The following is a 15964-nucleotide window of genomic DNA, read 5'->3' on the forward strand; positions in this document are numbered from 1 at the left end:
AAATAAAATCCAAAAACTCTAGTTTGAAATTAGCTTTTAAATATTTATATATAGTGATTTTACTAATTTCTTCTTGTAAAGAAGAAAAACAACAAACTGTTGAAGAAGTTGAAAGGCCAATAATTACTGATAAATTTAAACTAGAGTTTTTAAATGATATTTTAAGTAATAAAGAAGATGAATATTTATATCCTTATGATTATAAAAAGCCATATTTAATGTTTAATTCCATTGAATATAAAGGAAATAAAGATGTCGCATATATCGCTGCTTTAGGAAAACCGTCAACTTTACCAGAATATGTTAATCATTTTTTTAAAGAGAACGATACTGTATATATAATTAATCAAATAAAAGATAATTACAATCTAAATGTGTTTCAACTTTCAAAATATGGACATAACATTATTGATTGGTCTAAAGTCAGATATACAGACAAGAATAGTAAAGAAGTCAGATTAATCTCTGAAGATTCAATTCAAAAATTAATTACAGACAATGAAAAAGAAGGGCAGCTAATGTTAAGCAAACCTATTTTTAACAAAAAACTAAATAAAGCATACGTATCTGTAGGCTATTTTATGTCACATGGATATGATTTATTATATGTTAAAGAAAATTCCAATTGGAAATTCGTTAAGATTCTAAATCAGTATGTCAATTAAAAGTATTGCTATGAACATCAAAAACTACATCAACGGCACATTCCAAAACCCAATTAAAGACAATTGGATAGACAACTACAATCCTAGTAACGGCGAAGTATATGGTCAAATTCCAAACTCCAGTAAAGAGGATGTAGAAAATGCATACAAAGCTGCCAAATCTGCTTTTCCAAATTGGTCACAAACAAGTATAGAAGAACGCAGCAGAATATTAATAAAGATTTCAGAATTATTAGAAGCCAACTTACAACGTTTCGCAGAAGCAGAAAGTAAAGACAACGGGAAACCTATTAGCTTAGCAAAAGCAGTAGACATACCAAGAGCTGCAAGTAACTTTCGTTTTTTTGGAAATGCAATAACACAGTTTGCAAGCGAAAGTCACGAAAGTATTGGGCAAGCCATAAATTATACTTTGCGCCAACCCATTGGTGTTGTAGCTTGTATTTCGCCTTGGAACTTGCCACTCTATTTATTTACATGGAAAATCGCTCCAGCCATTGCAGCAGGAAACTGTGTCGTTGCCAAACCAAGCGAAGTCACACCAATGACTGCTTATTTATTAGGTGAGATTTGTAACGAAGCAGGTTTACCTAAAGGCGTTTTAAATATTGTACACGGACTTGGTGGCTCTACAGGACAAGCCATTATAGAACATGAAGACATAAAAGCAATAAGCTTTACAGGAGGAACAGCAACAGGAGCACATATTGCAAAAGTAGCAGCTCCACTATTTAAAAAATTATCTTTAGAATTAGGAGGAAAAAATCCAAATATCATTTTTGCAGATTGCGATTATGATGCTATGTTAGACACAACAGTGCGTTCATCATTTGCTAATCAAGGTCAGATTTGTTTATGCGGAAGTAGAATCTTTGTAGAAGCTTCTATTTATGAAAAGTTCAAGAAAGATTTTGTTGCCAAAGTGAAGGCTTTAAAAGTTGGTCATCCAGCGGAAGCATCAACTAATATTGGAGCATTAGTATCCAAACCGCATATAGAAAAAGTAAAAGAATATATCAATATCGCTAAAGCGGAAAACGGAACAATACTCTGTGGAGGAAATGAAGTGATTGTAAAAGGTTATGAAAATGGTTACTATTTAGAACCTACAGTTATCGAAGTCCCAAACGATGAATGCAGAGTCAACCAAGAAGAAATTTTTGGACCTGTAGTTACAATTATGCCTTTTAATACAGAAGACGAAGTCTTAAAAATGGCAAATAAAGTAAAGTATGGATTGTCTGCAACATTATGGACAAATAACCTAAAGCGTACCATGAAAATGAGTAACGAATTACAGGCAGGAATTGTTTGGGTTAACACTTGGATGATGCGTGATTTAAGAACACCTTTTGGAGGTGTAAAAGCTTCTGGAGTTGGACGCGAAGGCGGTTTTGAAGCTTTACGCTTCTTCACAGAAACTAAGAATGTTTGTATAAAATATTAGTAGATTAAAAATGAGAAAAGTAATATTTGTATTCATATTAATTTTATGTAGTTGCTCTACAGAAGATAAAACAGATGAGGCACTTTTAGAAAAAGACAAACAGACACTTATTGAAAATTTAGATGCCGGAAAAGTAGCAGGTTATAAGTTTGGTAAAATATTAATTAGAGCATCTGCAAAGAGAGATTCTACGTTTTATTCGCAAGACGGAACTGAGATTGATGCAGAAGGCTTTCTAAAATTTAAAAGTAATTTAGATAATACCTTTAAAAAACTAGAGAAGCTAAGTGAAAATGAAGAACTCTCTATTTTAGAGTATATTTCTATATATCGTGATTATAAAAAGATGCAAGATTTTATAATGGAAACAGATGAAGATTTATTTCCAACACTAATCGAAGCATTAAACAACACGTATGGAGAAGTATCTAAAAACGAACCTTATTTAGCAGGTGTTAAAAAGAAAGAAGCTGAAGCTTTTGAGCATGCTATTTTAAGTGCAATTGTATTATTAAGTAAAGATTTGGGTAAGGAAGTTGCTTTGTACGAATGCTCAAAAACACAACCTGAATTTTTAACAGATTCAGAGCTTAAAACACTCATTCAATATTATAGAGGTTTTGTTTTTTTTGAAAAAGGCTTACACTACCTTTCTGAAGATGAGATTACCAGGAATATAAATTGGCTCGACAAGCATCAAGATGTAGATTTACCTTTAACTAGATCGATGTTTAAATGGGGAAATTTAGATAACAAACAAACACATATTGGTTTTCATTCTTTAAATCATTTATTTAGAGGTTTCGATAGACTCATGATGGATAGAGAAATTGATGAAGAACGAGCACTTGAGGACTTTGAAGTGTTTTTATCCGATTCAAAAAAATTAGGAGTAGATAATGAAGTTGTTTGGTCAATTGAAACTTATTTATATCTTAAGAATGAAGACAATGAAAAAGCAATAATATCTCTACAAAAATTAAAAACAAGTGCATTTGTTTCTAGTGGTGATAAAGCCAATATTGATGAGTCGATAACGTATTTAAAAAACAGAGAACCAGACAAAGTATTAAACGGTTTTTACGATAAATACTTTTTAAGTAAAATAGCAACAAAATATATCTTTTCAATACTATCTGCTATTGATTGGGAAAAAGTATTAATTGAAAATGATGTTTCGCATACCAAAGAAATTTTTGAGATGATAGAGACTTTAAAAACACTATCGCAAAAAATAGACGATCAATTAAGCGGAAAAGCCTTAGAAGAAGCTGGTCAATCGTTAAAAGAGAAAAGTAACAGCCTTTTTAATAAAGCAAAAGGACTATTTGACGATCAATAGCTTATTTGTTAAATGAAAAAATAATTAAATTAAATAGATTCTTGTCTACGCAGGAATAATAAAAATATGGATTTACAACTTAACAGCAAATACGCATTGGTTTGCGGAAGCACAGCAGGAATAGGAAAAGCAACAGCTATGGCTTTAGCCGAAGAAGGTGTGCAAATAACACTTATTGCTAGAAACGAAGATAAATTGAAAGCAACTTTAAAAGAGTTGCCTCAACATAGAGACCATAATTATATAGTTGCAGATTTCTCTAATCCTTCGGAATTAAAATATAAAGTGTCAGAATATGCATCTAACCATCATGGCTTTCATATTCTGGTAAATAATACTGGAGGACCAAAAGGAGGTCCAGTTTTTTCTGCTCATGTAGATGAATTTGAAGCAGCATTTACACAGCATTTAAAATGCAACCATGTATTAGCACAAGCGGTTGTTCCGTTTATGAAAAGTGAAGGATTTGGTAGAATTATAAACGTAATCTCTACATCTGTTAAACAGCCTTTAGATGGTTTAGGCGTAAGTAATACTATTCGTGGAGCCGTTGCTAACTGGAGTAAAACGTTGGCTAACGAACTTGGACAATTTGGTATTACGGTAAACAATGTGTTGCCTGGAGCAACAGGAACAGATCGTTTGGCTGAAATTATTAAAAACAAGTCGGCTAAATCTGGAAACACAGAAGAAGAATCTGCTAATGCCATGAAAAGTGCAGTGCCTGCAAAACGTTTCGCTAAGCCAGAAGAGTTAGCAGATGCTATTACTTTTCTAGCAAGTGCACGTGCGGCATATATTAACGGAATTAATCTTCCGGTTGATGGTGGAAGAACGAAGAGTTTATAATGCTGTATTCCGTTTTTTATCACTAATTTTATTGAATTGATGAATTTGCGTTAAGGATTGAAAGGTTTGTTTGAGCTCCTCGCAGAGAGCGAGCCTTGAAAGCCTGACCCTTTTTAGGGTAACGCCCAAAAATATATTAAGATCTTGAATTTAATTCAGGATGATAAAAATTAAAAATTTGTATCATGAGTAAATTATTTCCGCCTATAAATTTTAAAGCTTGGATTGAAGAAAATAGACATCTTTTAAAGCCACCTGTTGGTAATAAAGTGGTATGGAAAAATGGCGATTTTATTGTTATGGTTGTTGGTGGGCCAAATAATAGAAAGGATTACCATTATAACGAAACACCTGAGTTTTTTCATCAGATTGAAGGAGATATTATCTTAAAAGTAATTGATGAAGGTATGCCTAAAGACATACATATAAAAGAAGGTGAAATCTTTTTATTGCCTCCTAAAGTACCGCACTCACCGCAACGTGGTGTAAATACCGTAGGATTAGTAATTGAATATCCTAGAGATAAAGGCGTGCAAGATGCATTGCTTTGGTTCTGTGAAAATTGCACAACCAAATTATATGAAGAAGATTTTACGGTGAAAAATATTGAAACAGATATGCCTAAAATATTCGATAAATATTATGGAGATTTAGACAAGCGTACGTGCCCAAATTGTAGTGCAATTATGGAAGCGCCTTCGAAAGTAAAAATATAGTAAATAAAAACCAACCTTTAAAGATTCCTGACCTCTCAGGACATAATTATGAAACGTAAACTTAGAATTAACGGTCACTCACATCTATTGCCATATCCAGAGGAAATTCCTCAGTTTATGCAAGACAAAGAAATTTTTTGGGTGGATAAGGATCGAAAATTCATGCTTCAAAAAGATTGGAACAGACCAATTACAGATTCTAGTTTTTTCTTAGATGAAAAGCTAGCTTGGATGGAGCGTTTTAAAATCGATCATGCCGTAGTTTTAAACTTATCGCAATTGTACGGTAACGGTTTGCGTGTGGAAGAAATGAAGCAAGCGCTTAAATTTCAAAACGATTTTAATGCTAAAGTACAGCGCGAAAACCCAAGTAAATTTACCTGTGGTTTTGTGGTGCATCCTGGTTTTGTAAGAGGTGCTTGTTGGGAAATTGAACGTTGTGTAGAGGAGTTAGGTATGCAATTACTTTGTTTGCCTACACACTATATGGATACTATTGGCACTTGGCGTTGTATTTTTGATGAGGAAAACGAGCCAATTTTTGAAATGGCTAACAAGTATAATTTAGCCGTAGAAATCCATCCTTACGATGGTGAGAAATTTATAAAATTAGAGAACACGTCTTGGCGTTTTCATTTAATATGGATGTTAGCACAATGTGCAGATGCATACCACTTTTTAACTTTAAACGGTTATCAAGATAAATACCCAAATATGCGAACTTGCTTTGCTCATGGCGGACAATTAGCACAAATAAATTTAGGACGACGTATTCAAGGTTTTGATGGTAGACCAGATTTATTTGAAGGCAAAAGTCACCCAAGAAAAGCAGTTGGACATAAAAACATCTTTTTTGATACTTTAGTACACGACACTGGTGGATTAGATTTGTTATTAAAAAACCAAGGTTCTAAACAAGTTTTAATGGGACTTGACGATCCATATCCTTTAGGAGAAATGGAAAGTGAGAAACAAAGTTCTTATCCTGGAAAAATTTTAGATTTAGCGATAGATAGAAAGATTATTACAGAACCAGAACGTGATGCTATTTGGGAAGATAACGTAATCCAATGGCTATGTGGAGACGATCAAGCAGCTAAAGATAAATTGGTTAAACGAATTTTAGGTTAATTAAAAAAAGTAGAAGTTATAAGGTTTTTACACCTTTAATATCTAGTAAATATACATGCATTTTATACCAGAAAAATTAGACGATTACGTAGTAGCGCATTCTGAAAACGAACCCGAATTACTACAGCACTTAACACGAGATACTTTTAGGAAAATATTACAACCACGCATGTCTAGCGGACCATACCAAGGTCGTGTTTTGAGTATGATTTCTAAATTAATTAATCCGAAATACATTCTAGAAATAGGAACTTTTACGGGTTATTCAACTTTGTGTTTGGCTGAAGGTTTACAACCTAGCGGAACTCTTGATACAATAGATATAAATGAAGAGCTCTTCGATTTTCAACGTGAGTTTTTCGATAAATCTGAATATGGATCGCAAATCAATCAACATTTAGGAAATGCTTTAGAGGTAATTCCGCAGCTTAATAAAACTTTTGATTTGGTTTTTATAGATGCCGATAAGGATAACTATGTTAACTATTTCAACTTAATTATTGATAGAATGAATCCTGGTGGAATTATATTATCTGATAATGTTTTATGGAGTGGAAAAGTAATTGAAACACTTAATCCTAAAGATAAAATGACAAAAGCGGTTTTAGAATACAATACACTTTTAAAAGAAGACAAAAGAGTAGAAACGGTGGTTTTACCAATTCGAGATGGCTTAACTATTAGTAGAAAATTATAATATACATTATGAGTAAACTAAACATAAGAACCGTTGATGTTACACAATACATTACGCCTTTAAGAGAAGGTGGTTCTTTACCTGCTATTGTTAAAGCTAGCGACGATTTTCTATATGTCTTAAAATTTAGAGGTGCTGGCCAAGGTAAAAAAGCTTTGATTGCCGAGTTTATTGGTGGTGAATTAGCACGAGCTATTGGTTTAAAAGTACCTGAGTTGGTATTTATGAATTTAGACGATTCCTTTAGTAAAACCGAACCAGACGAAGAAATACAAGATTTACTTAAATTTAGCGTAGGCTTAAATTTAGGTTTACATTATTTAAGTGGCTCTATAACCTTTGATCCATTAGCGTCTGTTGCAGATGCTAAAACGGCATCTAAGGTTGTATTGTTAGATAGTATTATTAGCAATATCGACCGAACTGCTAAAAATCCAAATGTATTAAACTGGAATAAAGAATTATGGGTTATAGATAATGGCGCGAGTTTCTATTTTCACCATAATTGGGAAACATGGAGAAATCATTTAACAAGAACGTTTCCTTTAATAAAAGACCATGTGCTATTAAGTCGTGCTACAGATCTAGAAAATGCATCTAAAGACATAATAAAGGCTTTAGATAAGAATACTATTGAAGAAATTATAAACACGATTCCTGAGGATTGGTTATTAAACGAATCTGACACCTTAAAACCAAACGAAATAAGAGCTGCTTATATTGAGTATTTAAATGCTAAGCTATCCATGATTGATTCACTAGTTAAAGAAGCTCAAGATGCAAGATAAAGTAACTTTTGAATACGCCATTATTAGATTGGCACCTAGAGTAGAACGCGAGGAGTTTTTTAATATTGGAGTGATTTTATTTTCTAAAAGAAAAAAATTTCTTGATGTTAAATACAGCATTGACAATGCAAAATTAAATGCTTTTTCATGCGAATTAGATTTAGAAGCTTTAAATAGCTACCTAAAATCTTGGGACTTAATTTGCAAAGGAGACAAATCGGCTGGAGTTATTGGTGCGTTTGAATTATCCGATAGATTTCGATGGTTAGCAGCATCGAGAAGTACTGTTATACAAAGTTCTAAAACGCATTCAGGAATTACAGATAATCCAGAAAAAGAACTAGAAGATATTTTTGAAAAATATGTTTTGTAAAAACGTTACGACAATAATTATAATAAAAGAAAAAGCCTCTTCACTATTGAAGAGGCTTTTTTAGTTTTAAATATTAAGTGAAATTTTATTGTACTGCTTGTAAAGCATCAATATTTCCATAACCAAAACTCGAGTTTTTGTTAGGGTAGAATTCTGCAGATTGTTTTAATTTATTTAAAACTTGCGTTCTACTCCAACTTGGATGTTTTGCCCAAACTAAAGCTGCAATACCAGCCGTAGTTGCTGTTGCTACAGATGATCCTCCTGTGTAACTTCTTTGGTTATTATAGAAACCTAAAACAGGTGGATGCTTACTTGTGTTATTATTTCCTTCCATGATAATGGTAAAATCTATTTTACTTCCACTATGGCAAACTTCGCATCTTTCGTAGTTAGATCCATCGTCTACTCCAGTAACAGCAACCGTCTCACTCATGCTCGCTGGAAAGATTACACCATAACCATTGGTAAAACTTGTAGAAGTTCCTCCTGCTGCAAATATTAATTTTCCTTTACTGTAAGCATATTTAACAGCATCCTTTACATTACCAATAGACCAAACATAACCAATAGACATTGATATAATTTTTACATCACTTCTATTTGCTAATTCTGTTAAGGCTTTAGAAACGCCTTTACGCTCGTGGTAGTCGTTTAATAAGACATCTTCTGTAGCTCTATAAGCTACTAAATTGGCATTATAAGCAACACCAACTGGCATTCCATTATCATTACGTGGTGCAGCAATTGTAGAAGCCATTTCTGTACCATGACCACATTTATCATGAATACCATCATAATTACTAGACCACCACCAATTAGAATCTATAAACGTTCCATATTTTTGAATGTATCTTGAATTAGAAGAATAACCATCTTTAAATCCATTACCGTTTAAAAGTGATTGTGATTGCGAAACTCCTGTGTCTATTAAACCAATAGTTATACCAGCTCCCGTACTATAATTCCATGCTTGCGGAATGTTATGCTCATTAAAATGCCAGGACACTTGTGCATTATTAGGATTAACTGTTGTGTAATGTGCGCTATTAATAGACTCTCCACTTTTATTACAACCAGAGCTTGAACGCATAGCATTATCTGTTCCATAATGATTGTAACCATTAGGCTCCAAATAACGAATTCCGCCACTTTTTCTAAGCGCTTTTATAGTTTCAATATTTTCAACTTTTACATCGAAAACATTTATTATTTCATGTTCAACGACAGTTTTTTCACTTCGTTTATAATTCTCTAAACCTTCAACAATTTTTAAAAGGTCGTCTTTAGTTTTTAGAAGTTCTTGCGAGCGGTTTTCGCTAAAACTTTCATTTTCTTCGCCATAACCTATAGTTAAAATATTATTTCCGTGAGTTACAGCACTCCAAAGAAAATGATCCGATTCGTTTTTCCAGTCAAATTCTTCTCCTTTATTGATTTGTGTTTCAATTTCGGCATTAATTTCTTGGATAGTTAATGGTTTAGATTCGTCTGCAAGTTGTTGAGCTTCTTCTTGAAAATCACTTGTTGTGTCTTTAGCACAAGAAGACATAATGATGAGTGCTACTAAAAGCAGCTTGAAAGCGTTGGTTTTCATTTAATATGTTTTAATGGATTAGACCATCAATATATTAAATAATTAACACTTAATTAGTAAATAAAATACGAAATAAATGAAATTCGGTTAAAAATAATAAGAATTACATTTTTCTACTAATGGAACCGGTAAAATCTTCGAATTCATCTTTCACCTTTTTTAGTTCATCCTGAACATCTTTGGTGATGCTGGTATCTAAACCTTGTTTTTCTGCAGTCTTGGTGATTTCGGTCTTAATATCGTTACTTGCATCTTTGAGCATGCGCATACCTTTTCCTAAACCACGAGCTATTTCAGGAATATTTTTGGCCCCAAAAATCATAATTATTGCTAGAATAATTAAAATCATCTCTGGTCCTCCTATAAATAAAAATGTTGCTAATTGTATCACGTTACAAATATAGTAAGTAAAAACTTTTTAAATGTTAAAAGCCTTTCAAAATTAAATTCTGAAAGGCTTTTATTTTATAATATATAATGGTAAAAATTATATTTTAAAATTCCCATTAGTTTTATGTTCGCTATTCTCGTAACGCTCAACACATTTTTCTAAAATCTCGTAAGCTTCTTTTGCATCTCCCCAAGCACCAATATCAACCTTCTTCTCTTCTAAATCTTTGTAAACCTGGAAGAAATGAGTAATCTCCTTTACTCTGTGTGGGTTTAAATCTCCTATGTCTTTATAACTATTCCAAATAGGATCTGTAACTGGTACACAAATGATTTTTTCATCTGGTCCTTTTTCATCTGCCATATGGAAAACTCCAATTGGCTTTACCTCTACAACACACATTGGAAATGTAGGCTCAGTTCCCATTACTAAAACATCTAATGGATCTCCATCTAATGCTAAAGTTTCTGGAATAAAACCATAATCTCCCGGATACATCATTGAAGAAAATAACATACGGTCGAAACGAATTTTATTTAATTCGAAATCGTACTCATACTTATTTCTACTTCCTTTTGGTATTTCTATTAAAACGTCAAACGTTAATTTTCCTGCTGGACTCATATTCTATTTTTTTTATTTCCTGAATTATTTAAAGATTATAAAAAAGGAAAACGTGTTTCTTTTATTTTCTTTCGAAAAACCATTCGTTTTTCGGGGTGCAAAAGTACAAGATTATTTAGCTTTCTACAACTAAAATACAGTTAGATAACAATTTAATGAAACTAAAACGTTTTAGATAGAACAATTAATTTAACTAACCTTTATATTTTACAGGTAAGTGCACAACCTTTTTTGTTTCGTAAAAATCTTCAGAATAAAAATCTGAAATATTATATATGGTTGCAGTTTTATAATCCTGAAGTTCTTCGTCTAGATCTCCTCCTTTAAGATATAGAATACCATTTTTAATGTCATTATCTTGATGTTTAGATACTTTTCCTTTAATCCAATGTACAAAAGTTGGCATTGCTGCTACTGCTCTACTTATAATAAAATCGTAAGTATCCTTAATTTCTTCTACTCTAGAATGTGTTGTTTTGACATTTTCAAGACCTAATCCTTCAACAACATCATTAACAACTTTTAATTTTTTCGCAATACTATCTACTAAATGAAAATTGCATTCTGGATATAATATCGCTAGTGGAATTCCAGGAAAGCCACCACCTGTGCCAACATCCATAATTTTTGTTTCATCTTTAAAATCTATAACTTTAGCAATAGCAAGAGAGTGTAGTACATGTCTTAAGTACAATTCGTCTATATCTTTTCTAGATACTACGTTTATTTTTAAGTTCCAATCTTGATACAAGGCTTCCAGCTTTGTAAACTTTTCAATTTGATCTTGAGTTAGATTTGGGAAGTATTTTAATATGAGTTCCATAGGCTTTTATTATTGTGCAAAAATAGAAATTAATAGCTCATATTTTTATGAAATTCTCTATTACTTCACTCATAATTATTAATTATCTTTGTAGCATAAATATGGATGGTACATTTTTTGCACTTGTAGTATTCAAAAAAAAAATTATGTCAAAACAAACAATAACATTTTCAAGAACTGACCCTGCTAAGTTTTTTAAAACACTAAACAAACGTGTAAATAATTACTTTAAGGAGAATGAAATTAAAAAAACTGGTAATTGGAGATTATACATTAAAGCCATAGTAATGTTTACATTATTACTTGGACCTCTAGTACTATTACTAACAGTCGATATGTCTGCATGGCTTCAATTACTATCTGTAATGGTTATAGGTGTTGGAATGGCTGGAGTAGGAATGAACGTTATGCATGATGCAAATCATGGTTCTTTTTCTAGCAAAAAATGGGTTAATAGATTAATGGGTAGCAGCATACACATATTAGCTGGTAACGATTATAACTGGAAAGTACAACACAATGTATTACACCACACTTACACAAACATTGAAGGCCATGATGAGGACATTGATGCTGGTAGAATTATTCGTTTTTCTAAACATTCTGAATGGTTAAAAATCCACAAGTATCAAAAGTATTATGCTTTTTTACTATATGGCTTATTAACAGTAAACTGGGCGATTACTACCGATTTTAAGCAAACTTATATTTACTTAAAACGCAAACTGTCTTATGGTGAATTTCCAAAACCAGCAACACAGTGGACAAAGTTAATTATTGGTAAAATATTATATTACTCTATTTGGGTAGCCTTGCCTTTAGTTATTGGTTTTGCTTGGTGGCAAGTATTAATAGGCTTTTTAATTATGCATTATACTGCTGGCATTATTTTAAGTGTCGTTTTTCAATTAGCACACGTTATGCCTAATACAGATATGCCTATTCCTGATGAAGCTGGAAACATGAAAAACACATGGGCTATACACCAGTTATTTACGACTTCTAATTTTTCACCTAAAAACTGGTTAGTAGAATTTTATACAGGTGGCTTAAATAGACAAGTAGAGCACCACTTGTTTGCACACATTAGTCATGTGCATTACAAAAATATCGCAAAAATTGTAAAAGATACTGCACACGAATTCAGCTTACCATATAACGAATACAAAACGATGTGGAAAGCAATAGGTGAGCATTACCAACAACTAAAAGTATTAGGTCAGAATCCTAACATAGCTTAATTAATTCTTGTATTACAAAATAACAATTCACAATGAATCAACTTTCAGATAGAATAACTAACATGGCTACATCTGCTACTTTAGCAATGGCGGCAAAAGCAAGAGAACTTAGAGCAGAAGGTAAAGATATTATAGGTTTAAGTTTGGGAGAACCAGATTTTAACACTCCTGACTTTATTAAGGATGCGGCTATTCAAGCAGTAAATGATAATTACAATTCTTACTCACCTGTAGATGGTTATGTAGAGTTAAAAGAAGCTGTAATTACAAAATTTAAACGCGATAACAACTTAACATATACATTACCGCAAGTTGTAGTTTCTACAGGAGCAAAACAATCTTTATATAACATTGCACAAGTAATGTTAAATAAAGGAGACGAGGTTATTTTACCTTGTCCATATTGGGTGAGTTATAGCGATATTGTTAAGGTTGCTGAAGGTATCCCAGTAGAAGTAAAAACGTCTATTGATACAGATTTTAAAATTACTCCGGCTCAACTTGAAGCTGCCATTACACCAAAAACAAAAATGCTTTGGTTTAGTTCTCCATGTAACCCTAGTGGTTCTTTATATAGTAAAGAGGAATTAGAAGCATTAGCTACTGTATTAATAAAACATCCAAATATTTATGTAGTTTCAGATGAAATTTACGAACACATAAACTATACAGGAAAGCCACATGCAAGTATGGCTGGAATTGATGGTATGTTTAATAATACCATAACAGTAAACGGTGTATCTAAAGCTTTTGCCATGACAGGTTGGAGAGTTGGATTTATTGGTGCTCCAGATTGGATTGCACGTGCTTGTAATAAAATGCAAGGACAAGTAACTAGTGGAACAAACTGTATAGCACAACGTGCTGTTATTACGGCTTTAAATGCAGACCCAAGTGTTGTAAACTATATGGTTGACGAATTTAAAGTACGTCGTGATATGGTTTTAGAATTACTTGGTAGTATCGAAGGTTTTAAAACAAACACTCCAGAAGGAGCATTTTATGTATTTCCAGATGTTACTTTTTTCTTCGGAAAAACGTTACGAGGAAAAACAATAAATAACGCTACAGACTTTTCTCTATACTTATTAGAAGAAGCACTTGTTGCGACAGTAACAGGTGATGCCTTTGGAAACCCAGATTGCATTAGAATTAGTTACGCTGCAAGTCAAGAGCAAATTAAAGAAGCTGTAGAAAGAATTAAAGCTGCTTTGGTTTAAAATAACACTATTATAGAATATTTAAAAAGCCTCTGATGTATTTCTGAGGCTTTTTTTATAACATAATATACACAAAAGTCGAAACTAGTATTATTGAAAATATCACAATTAATAGTATTCGCTTTTGCTTTCTTAATTTATCCTCACGTATAATTTTTTCCTTGATCCTTTTTATAGTTTCAGGTGTCGATTTTGGCAAATTATATTCTGGCTTTTTTATTTCTGAACCACTTAACGTTTTCTTCAATCTATCGCGTTTAGATAATAAATTTCTATTATTCTTCATAGAAGTAATAGCAGATTGTACAGCTCCAAAACTCATAAGTTCTAAGTATTATTCCGAAGTCATTTCGGAAGGTTAATAAATAAGTTAAATGAATAGATATGCTAACTTAGAACTTGCAAATTCTAAATATCTATTTGGTTTTAGCTGAAGTATGAATACTTCAAATAAAAAAAGAAAAGCTGCTTTATATATAAGTAGCAATTGTATTAAAAATGTTACACTTTTGGGTTATAAAACTTCATACTTCCGAAGAAAAAAGAAAAAAAATCACCTATTCCTCCAAAAGAAAGGCGTCAACAATATCAATACAGTAAATAACTCTAAACGACCAATAAGCATTAAAAAAGAAGACCACCATTTACCAATAGCTGGTAAAGCCGAATAATTATTTACTGGTCCAAAATCTCCTAAAGCAGGCCCAACGTTTCCTAAACTAGATGCAGCTAAACCAATAGCAGATTCAAAGTCAATTTTCATCATGGAGAATCCCAGCGTCCCAACAATAAATGCTAATAAATAAAGTATAAAGAAACCAAGAACGTTAAATACAATCTCTCCAGAAACAGAACGCTTATTATAACGAACAGGTAATATTGCATTAGGATGTAATGTACGTTTAAACTCTAAAAAACCATTTTTAATGGTTATTAAATGACGTACTATTTTTATTCCTCCAGAGGTACTACCTGCCGATCCTCCAAGAAACATCATTCCAAAGAAAAAGATAGTTAAAAACGGTGTCCATAGAGTGTAATCTGCAGACACAAATCCTGTTGTGGTAATGATAGCCAATACTTGAAACAAACTATGTCTAAAGGCGCTTTCTGCTACTCCTAATACTTGCGGATGATCTATAGTAGAAATACTCATATCTGCGTTAAAATAAATAATAACAGCAGCAACTATGGTAAAAATAGCAACAAACTTAAAGTAAAGTTTAAATTCTTCGTCACGCAATGCTTTCGAAAACTTTCCTTTGAAAGCAAAATAACTTAATACAAAATTTGTTCCTGCAAGAAACATGAAAACAATAATAATGTACTGTATTAAAGGCACATCATTCCAATAGGCAACACTAGCATTTTTAGTAGAAAATCCACCTGTAGACAGTGTACTCATAGAGTGATTAATAGCATCGAAAAAAGACATTCCAGCTGCCTTTAACAAAATAGTTTCTGCCGCTGTATATCCAAAATAGATTAACCATAATCGTTTTGCTGTATCTGTAATTCGTGGGTGCAATTTATCTGCACTCGGCCCAGGAGCTTCAGCTGCAAAAAGCTGCATACCTCCAATTCCTAATAATGGTAAAATGGCCACTGCAAGCACAATAATTCCCATTCCACCAATCCAATGGGTTAAACTCCTCCAAAATAGTATACCTTCAGGCACCACTTCAATATCATTTAAAATTGAAGCTCCGGTGGTTGTAAAACCAGACATCGTTTCGAAAAAGGCATCTGTAAAACTTGGAATAGCTTCTGTAAAAACATAAGGTAAAGAACCAGATAATGCCATAACAATCCACCCAAACGAGACGACTATATAACCTTCCCGCTTATTCATTTCTTTTTTATGGTTTCTAGTATAAACCATTGCAAAAACACCAATTAAGACTGTAACTAAACCAGACAAAAATAGTTTTAAAGTAACACCATCTTTATAAATTAGACTAACCAATGCAGATATAAGCATGAAGCCTCCATTAAAAAGAAATAGTAGACCAAAGAAATGGAAGATAATTTTATAATTGAGTTTTAGACCTTTACCCATA

17 protein-coding genes are annotated in these 15964 nt (G+C 32.4%); 11 read left to right on the top strand and 6 right to left on the bottom strand.

Translation table 11 applies throughout. The annotated features are described in order from the left end of the window. Positions 1–23 precede the first annotated feature (23 nt). The 9 genes from ASC44_RS06350 to ASC44_RS06390 all read left to right on the top strand — a co-directional run bounded on the left by ASC44_RS06350 (position 24) and on the right by ASC44_RS06390 (position 8008). Positions 24–665 carry a hypothetical protein gene (locus ASC44_RS06350; protein ID WP_152973285.1) on the top strand — a complete coding sequence of 214 codons (642 nt, stop codon included), beginning with the start codon at positions 24–26 and terminating at the stop codon, positions 663–665. Positions 666–675: 10 nt separating this feature from the next. Continuing rightward, complete coding sequence (locus tag ASC44_RS06355; protein ID WP_055446833.1) at positions 676–2112, top strand: aldehyde dehydrogenase; 1437 nt, start codon at positions 676–678, stop codon at positions 2110–2112. 10 nt (positions 2113–2122) lie between these two features. After that, complete coding sequence (locus ASC44_RS06360; protein WP_055446779.1) at positions 2123–3454, top strand: hypothetical protein; 1332 nt, start codon at positions 2123–2125, stop codon at positions 3452–3454. A gap of 66 nt (positions 3455–3520) precedes the next feature. Continuing rightward, positions 3521–4303, top strand: a complete 783-nt coding sequence (locus ASC44_RS06365) for an SDR family oxidoreductase (RefSeq protein ID WP_055446780.1) — start codon at positions 3521–3523, stop codon at positions 4301–4303. 185 nt (positions 4304–4488) lie between these two features. Further along, positions 4489–5019, top strand: a complete 531-nt coding sequence (locus ASC44_RS06370; RefSeq protein WP_055446781.1) for a 3-hydroxyanthranilate 3,4-dioxygenase — start codon at positions 4489–4491, stop codon at positions 5017–5019. A gap of 48 nt (positions 5020–5067) precedes the next feature. Beyond that, a complete protein-coding gene (locus tag ASC44_RS06375; RefSeq protein WP_193787262.1) occupies positions 5068–6150 on the top strand; it encodes an amidohydrolase family protein in 1083 nt (360 codons plus the stop codon). A gap of 55 nt (positions 6151–6205) precedes the next feature. Next, on the top strand, positions 6206–6847 hold the full coding sequence (locus ASC44_RS06380) for an O-methyltransferase (RefSeq protein WP_055446783.1): 642 nt from the start codon (positions 6206–6208) through the stop codon (positions 6845–6847). 8 nt (positions 6848–6855) lie between these two features. After that, the gene (locus tag ASC44_RS06385) at positions 6856–7635 is read left to right on the top strand and encodes a HipA family kinase (protein WP_055435656.1); all 780 of its coding nucleotides are present in this window, start codon (positions 6856–6858) and stop codon (positions 7633–7635) included. Further along, positions 7625–8008, top strand: a complete 384-nt coding sequence (locus tag ASC44_RS06390) for a DUF3037 domain-containing protein (protein ID WP_055446784.1) — start codon at positions 7625–7627, stop codon at positions 8006–8008. The genes ASC44_RS06385 and ASC44_RS06390 overlap by 11 nt, the downstream gene beginning before the upstream one ends. Before the next feature lie 85 nt (positions 8009–8093). Here the strand turns inward: ASC44_RS06390 and ASC44_RS06395 are convergent, their stop codons facing one another. The 4 genes from ASC44_RS06395 to rsmG form a co-directional block, all read right to left on the bottom strand. After that, entirely contained in the window at positions 8094–9605 is a 1512-nt protein-coding gene (locus ASC44_RS06395) for a S8 family peptidase (protein ID WP_055446785.1), read from the bottom strand. Between the two features lie 103 nt (positions 9606–9708). Next, on the bottom strand, positions 9709–9996 hold the full coding sequence (locus ASC44_RS06400) for a twin-arginine translocase TatA/TatE family subunit (RefSeq protein WP_241491414.1): 288 nt from the start codon (positions 9994–9996) through the stop codon (positions 9709–9711). A gap of 96 nt (positions 9997–10092) precedes the next feature. Further along, the gene (locus ASC44_RS06405) at positions 10093–10620 is read right to left on the bottom strand and encodes an inorganic diphosphatase (RefSeq protein ID WP_055446786.1); all 528 of its coding nucleotides are present in this window, start codon (positions 10618–10620) and stop codon (positions 10093–10095) included. 193 nt (positions 10621–10813) lie between these two features. Then, a complete protein-coding gene (gene rsmG, locus ASC44_RS06410; protein WP_055446787.1) occupies positions 10814–11443 on the bottom strand; it encodes a 16S rRNA (guanine(527)-N(7))-methyltransferase RsmG in 630 nt (209 codons plus the stop codon). A 146-nt stretch (positions 11444–11589) separates the two neighbouring features. Here rsmG and ASC44_RS06415 point away from each other — a divergent pair, with 146 nt between their 5' ends. Both ASC44_RS06415 and ASC44_RS06420 read left to right on the top strand, forming a co-directional pair. Then, the gene (locus ASC44_RS06415) at positions 11590–12684 is read left to right on the top strand and encodes a fatty acid desaturase family protein (protein WP_055446835.1); all 1095 of its coding nucleotides are present in this window, start codon (positions 11590–11592) and stop codon (positions 12682–12684) included. Between the two features lie 32 nt (positions 12685–12716). Beyond that, on the top strand, positions 12717–13904 hold the full coding sequence (locus ASC44_RS06420; RefSeq protein ID WP_055446788.1) for a pyridoxal phosphate-dependent aminotransferase: 1188 nt from the start codon (positions 12717–12719) through the stop codon (positions 13902–13904). A 55-nt stretch (positions 13905–13959) separates the two neighbouring features. Here the strand turns inward: ASC44_RS06420 and ASC44_RS06425 are convergent, their stop codons facing one another. Together ASC44_RS06425 and ASC44_RS06430 are read right to left on the bottom strand one after the other, a co-directional pair. Next, a complete protein-coding gene (locus ASC44_RS06425) occupies positions 13960–14226 on the bottom strand; it encodes a hypothetical protein (RefSeq protein WP_055446789.1) in 267 nt (88 codons plus the stop codon). 231 nt (positions 14227–14457) lie between these two features. After that, positions 14458–15963: a TrkH family potassium uptake protein gene (locus ASC44_RS06430; protein WP_055446790.1), complete on the bottom strand. Its 1506-nt coding sequence runs from the start codon at positions 15961–15963 to the stop codon at positions 14458–14460. Between the last annotated feature and the right edge of the window lies 1 nt (position 15964).

This window comes from Lacinutrix mariniflava (assembly GCF_001418015.1).
In the GTDB taxonomy this organism is placed as follows: domain Bacteria; phylum Bacteroidota; class Bacteroidia; order Flavobacteriales; family Flavobacteriaceae; genus Lacinutrix; species Lacinutrix mariniflava.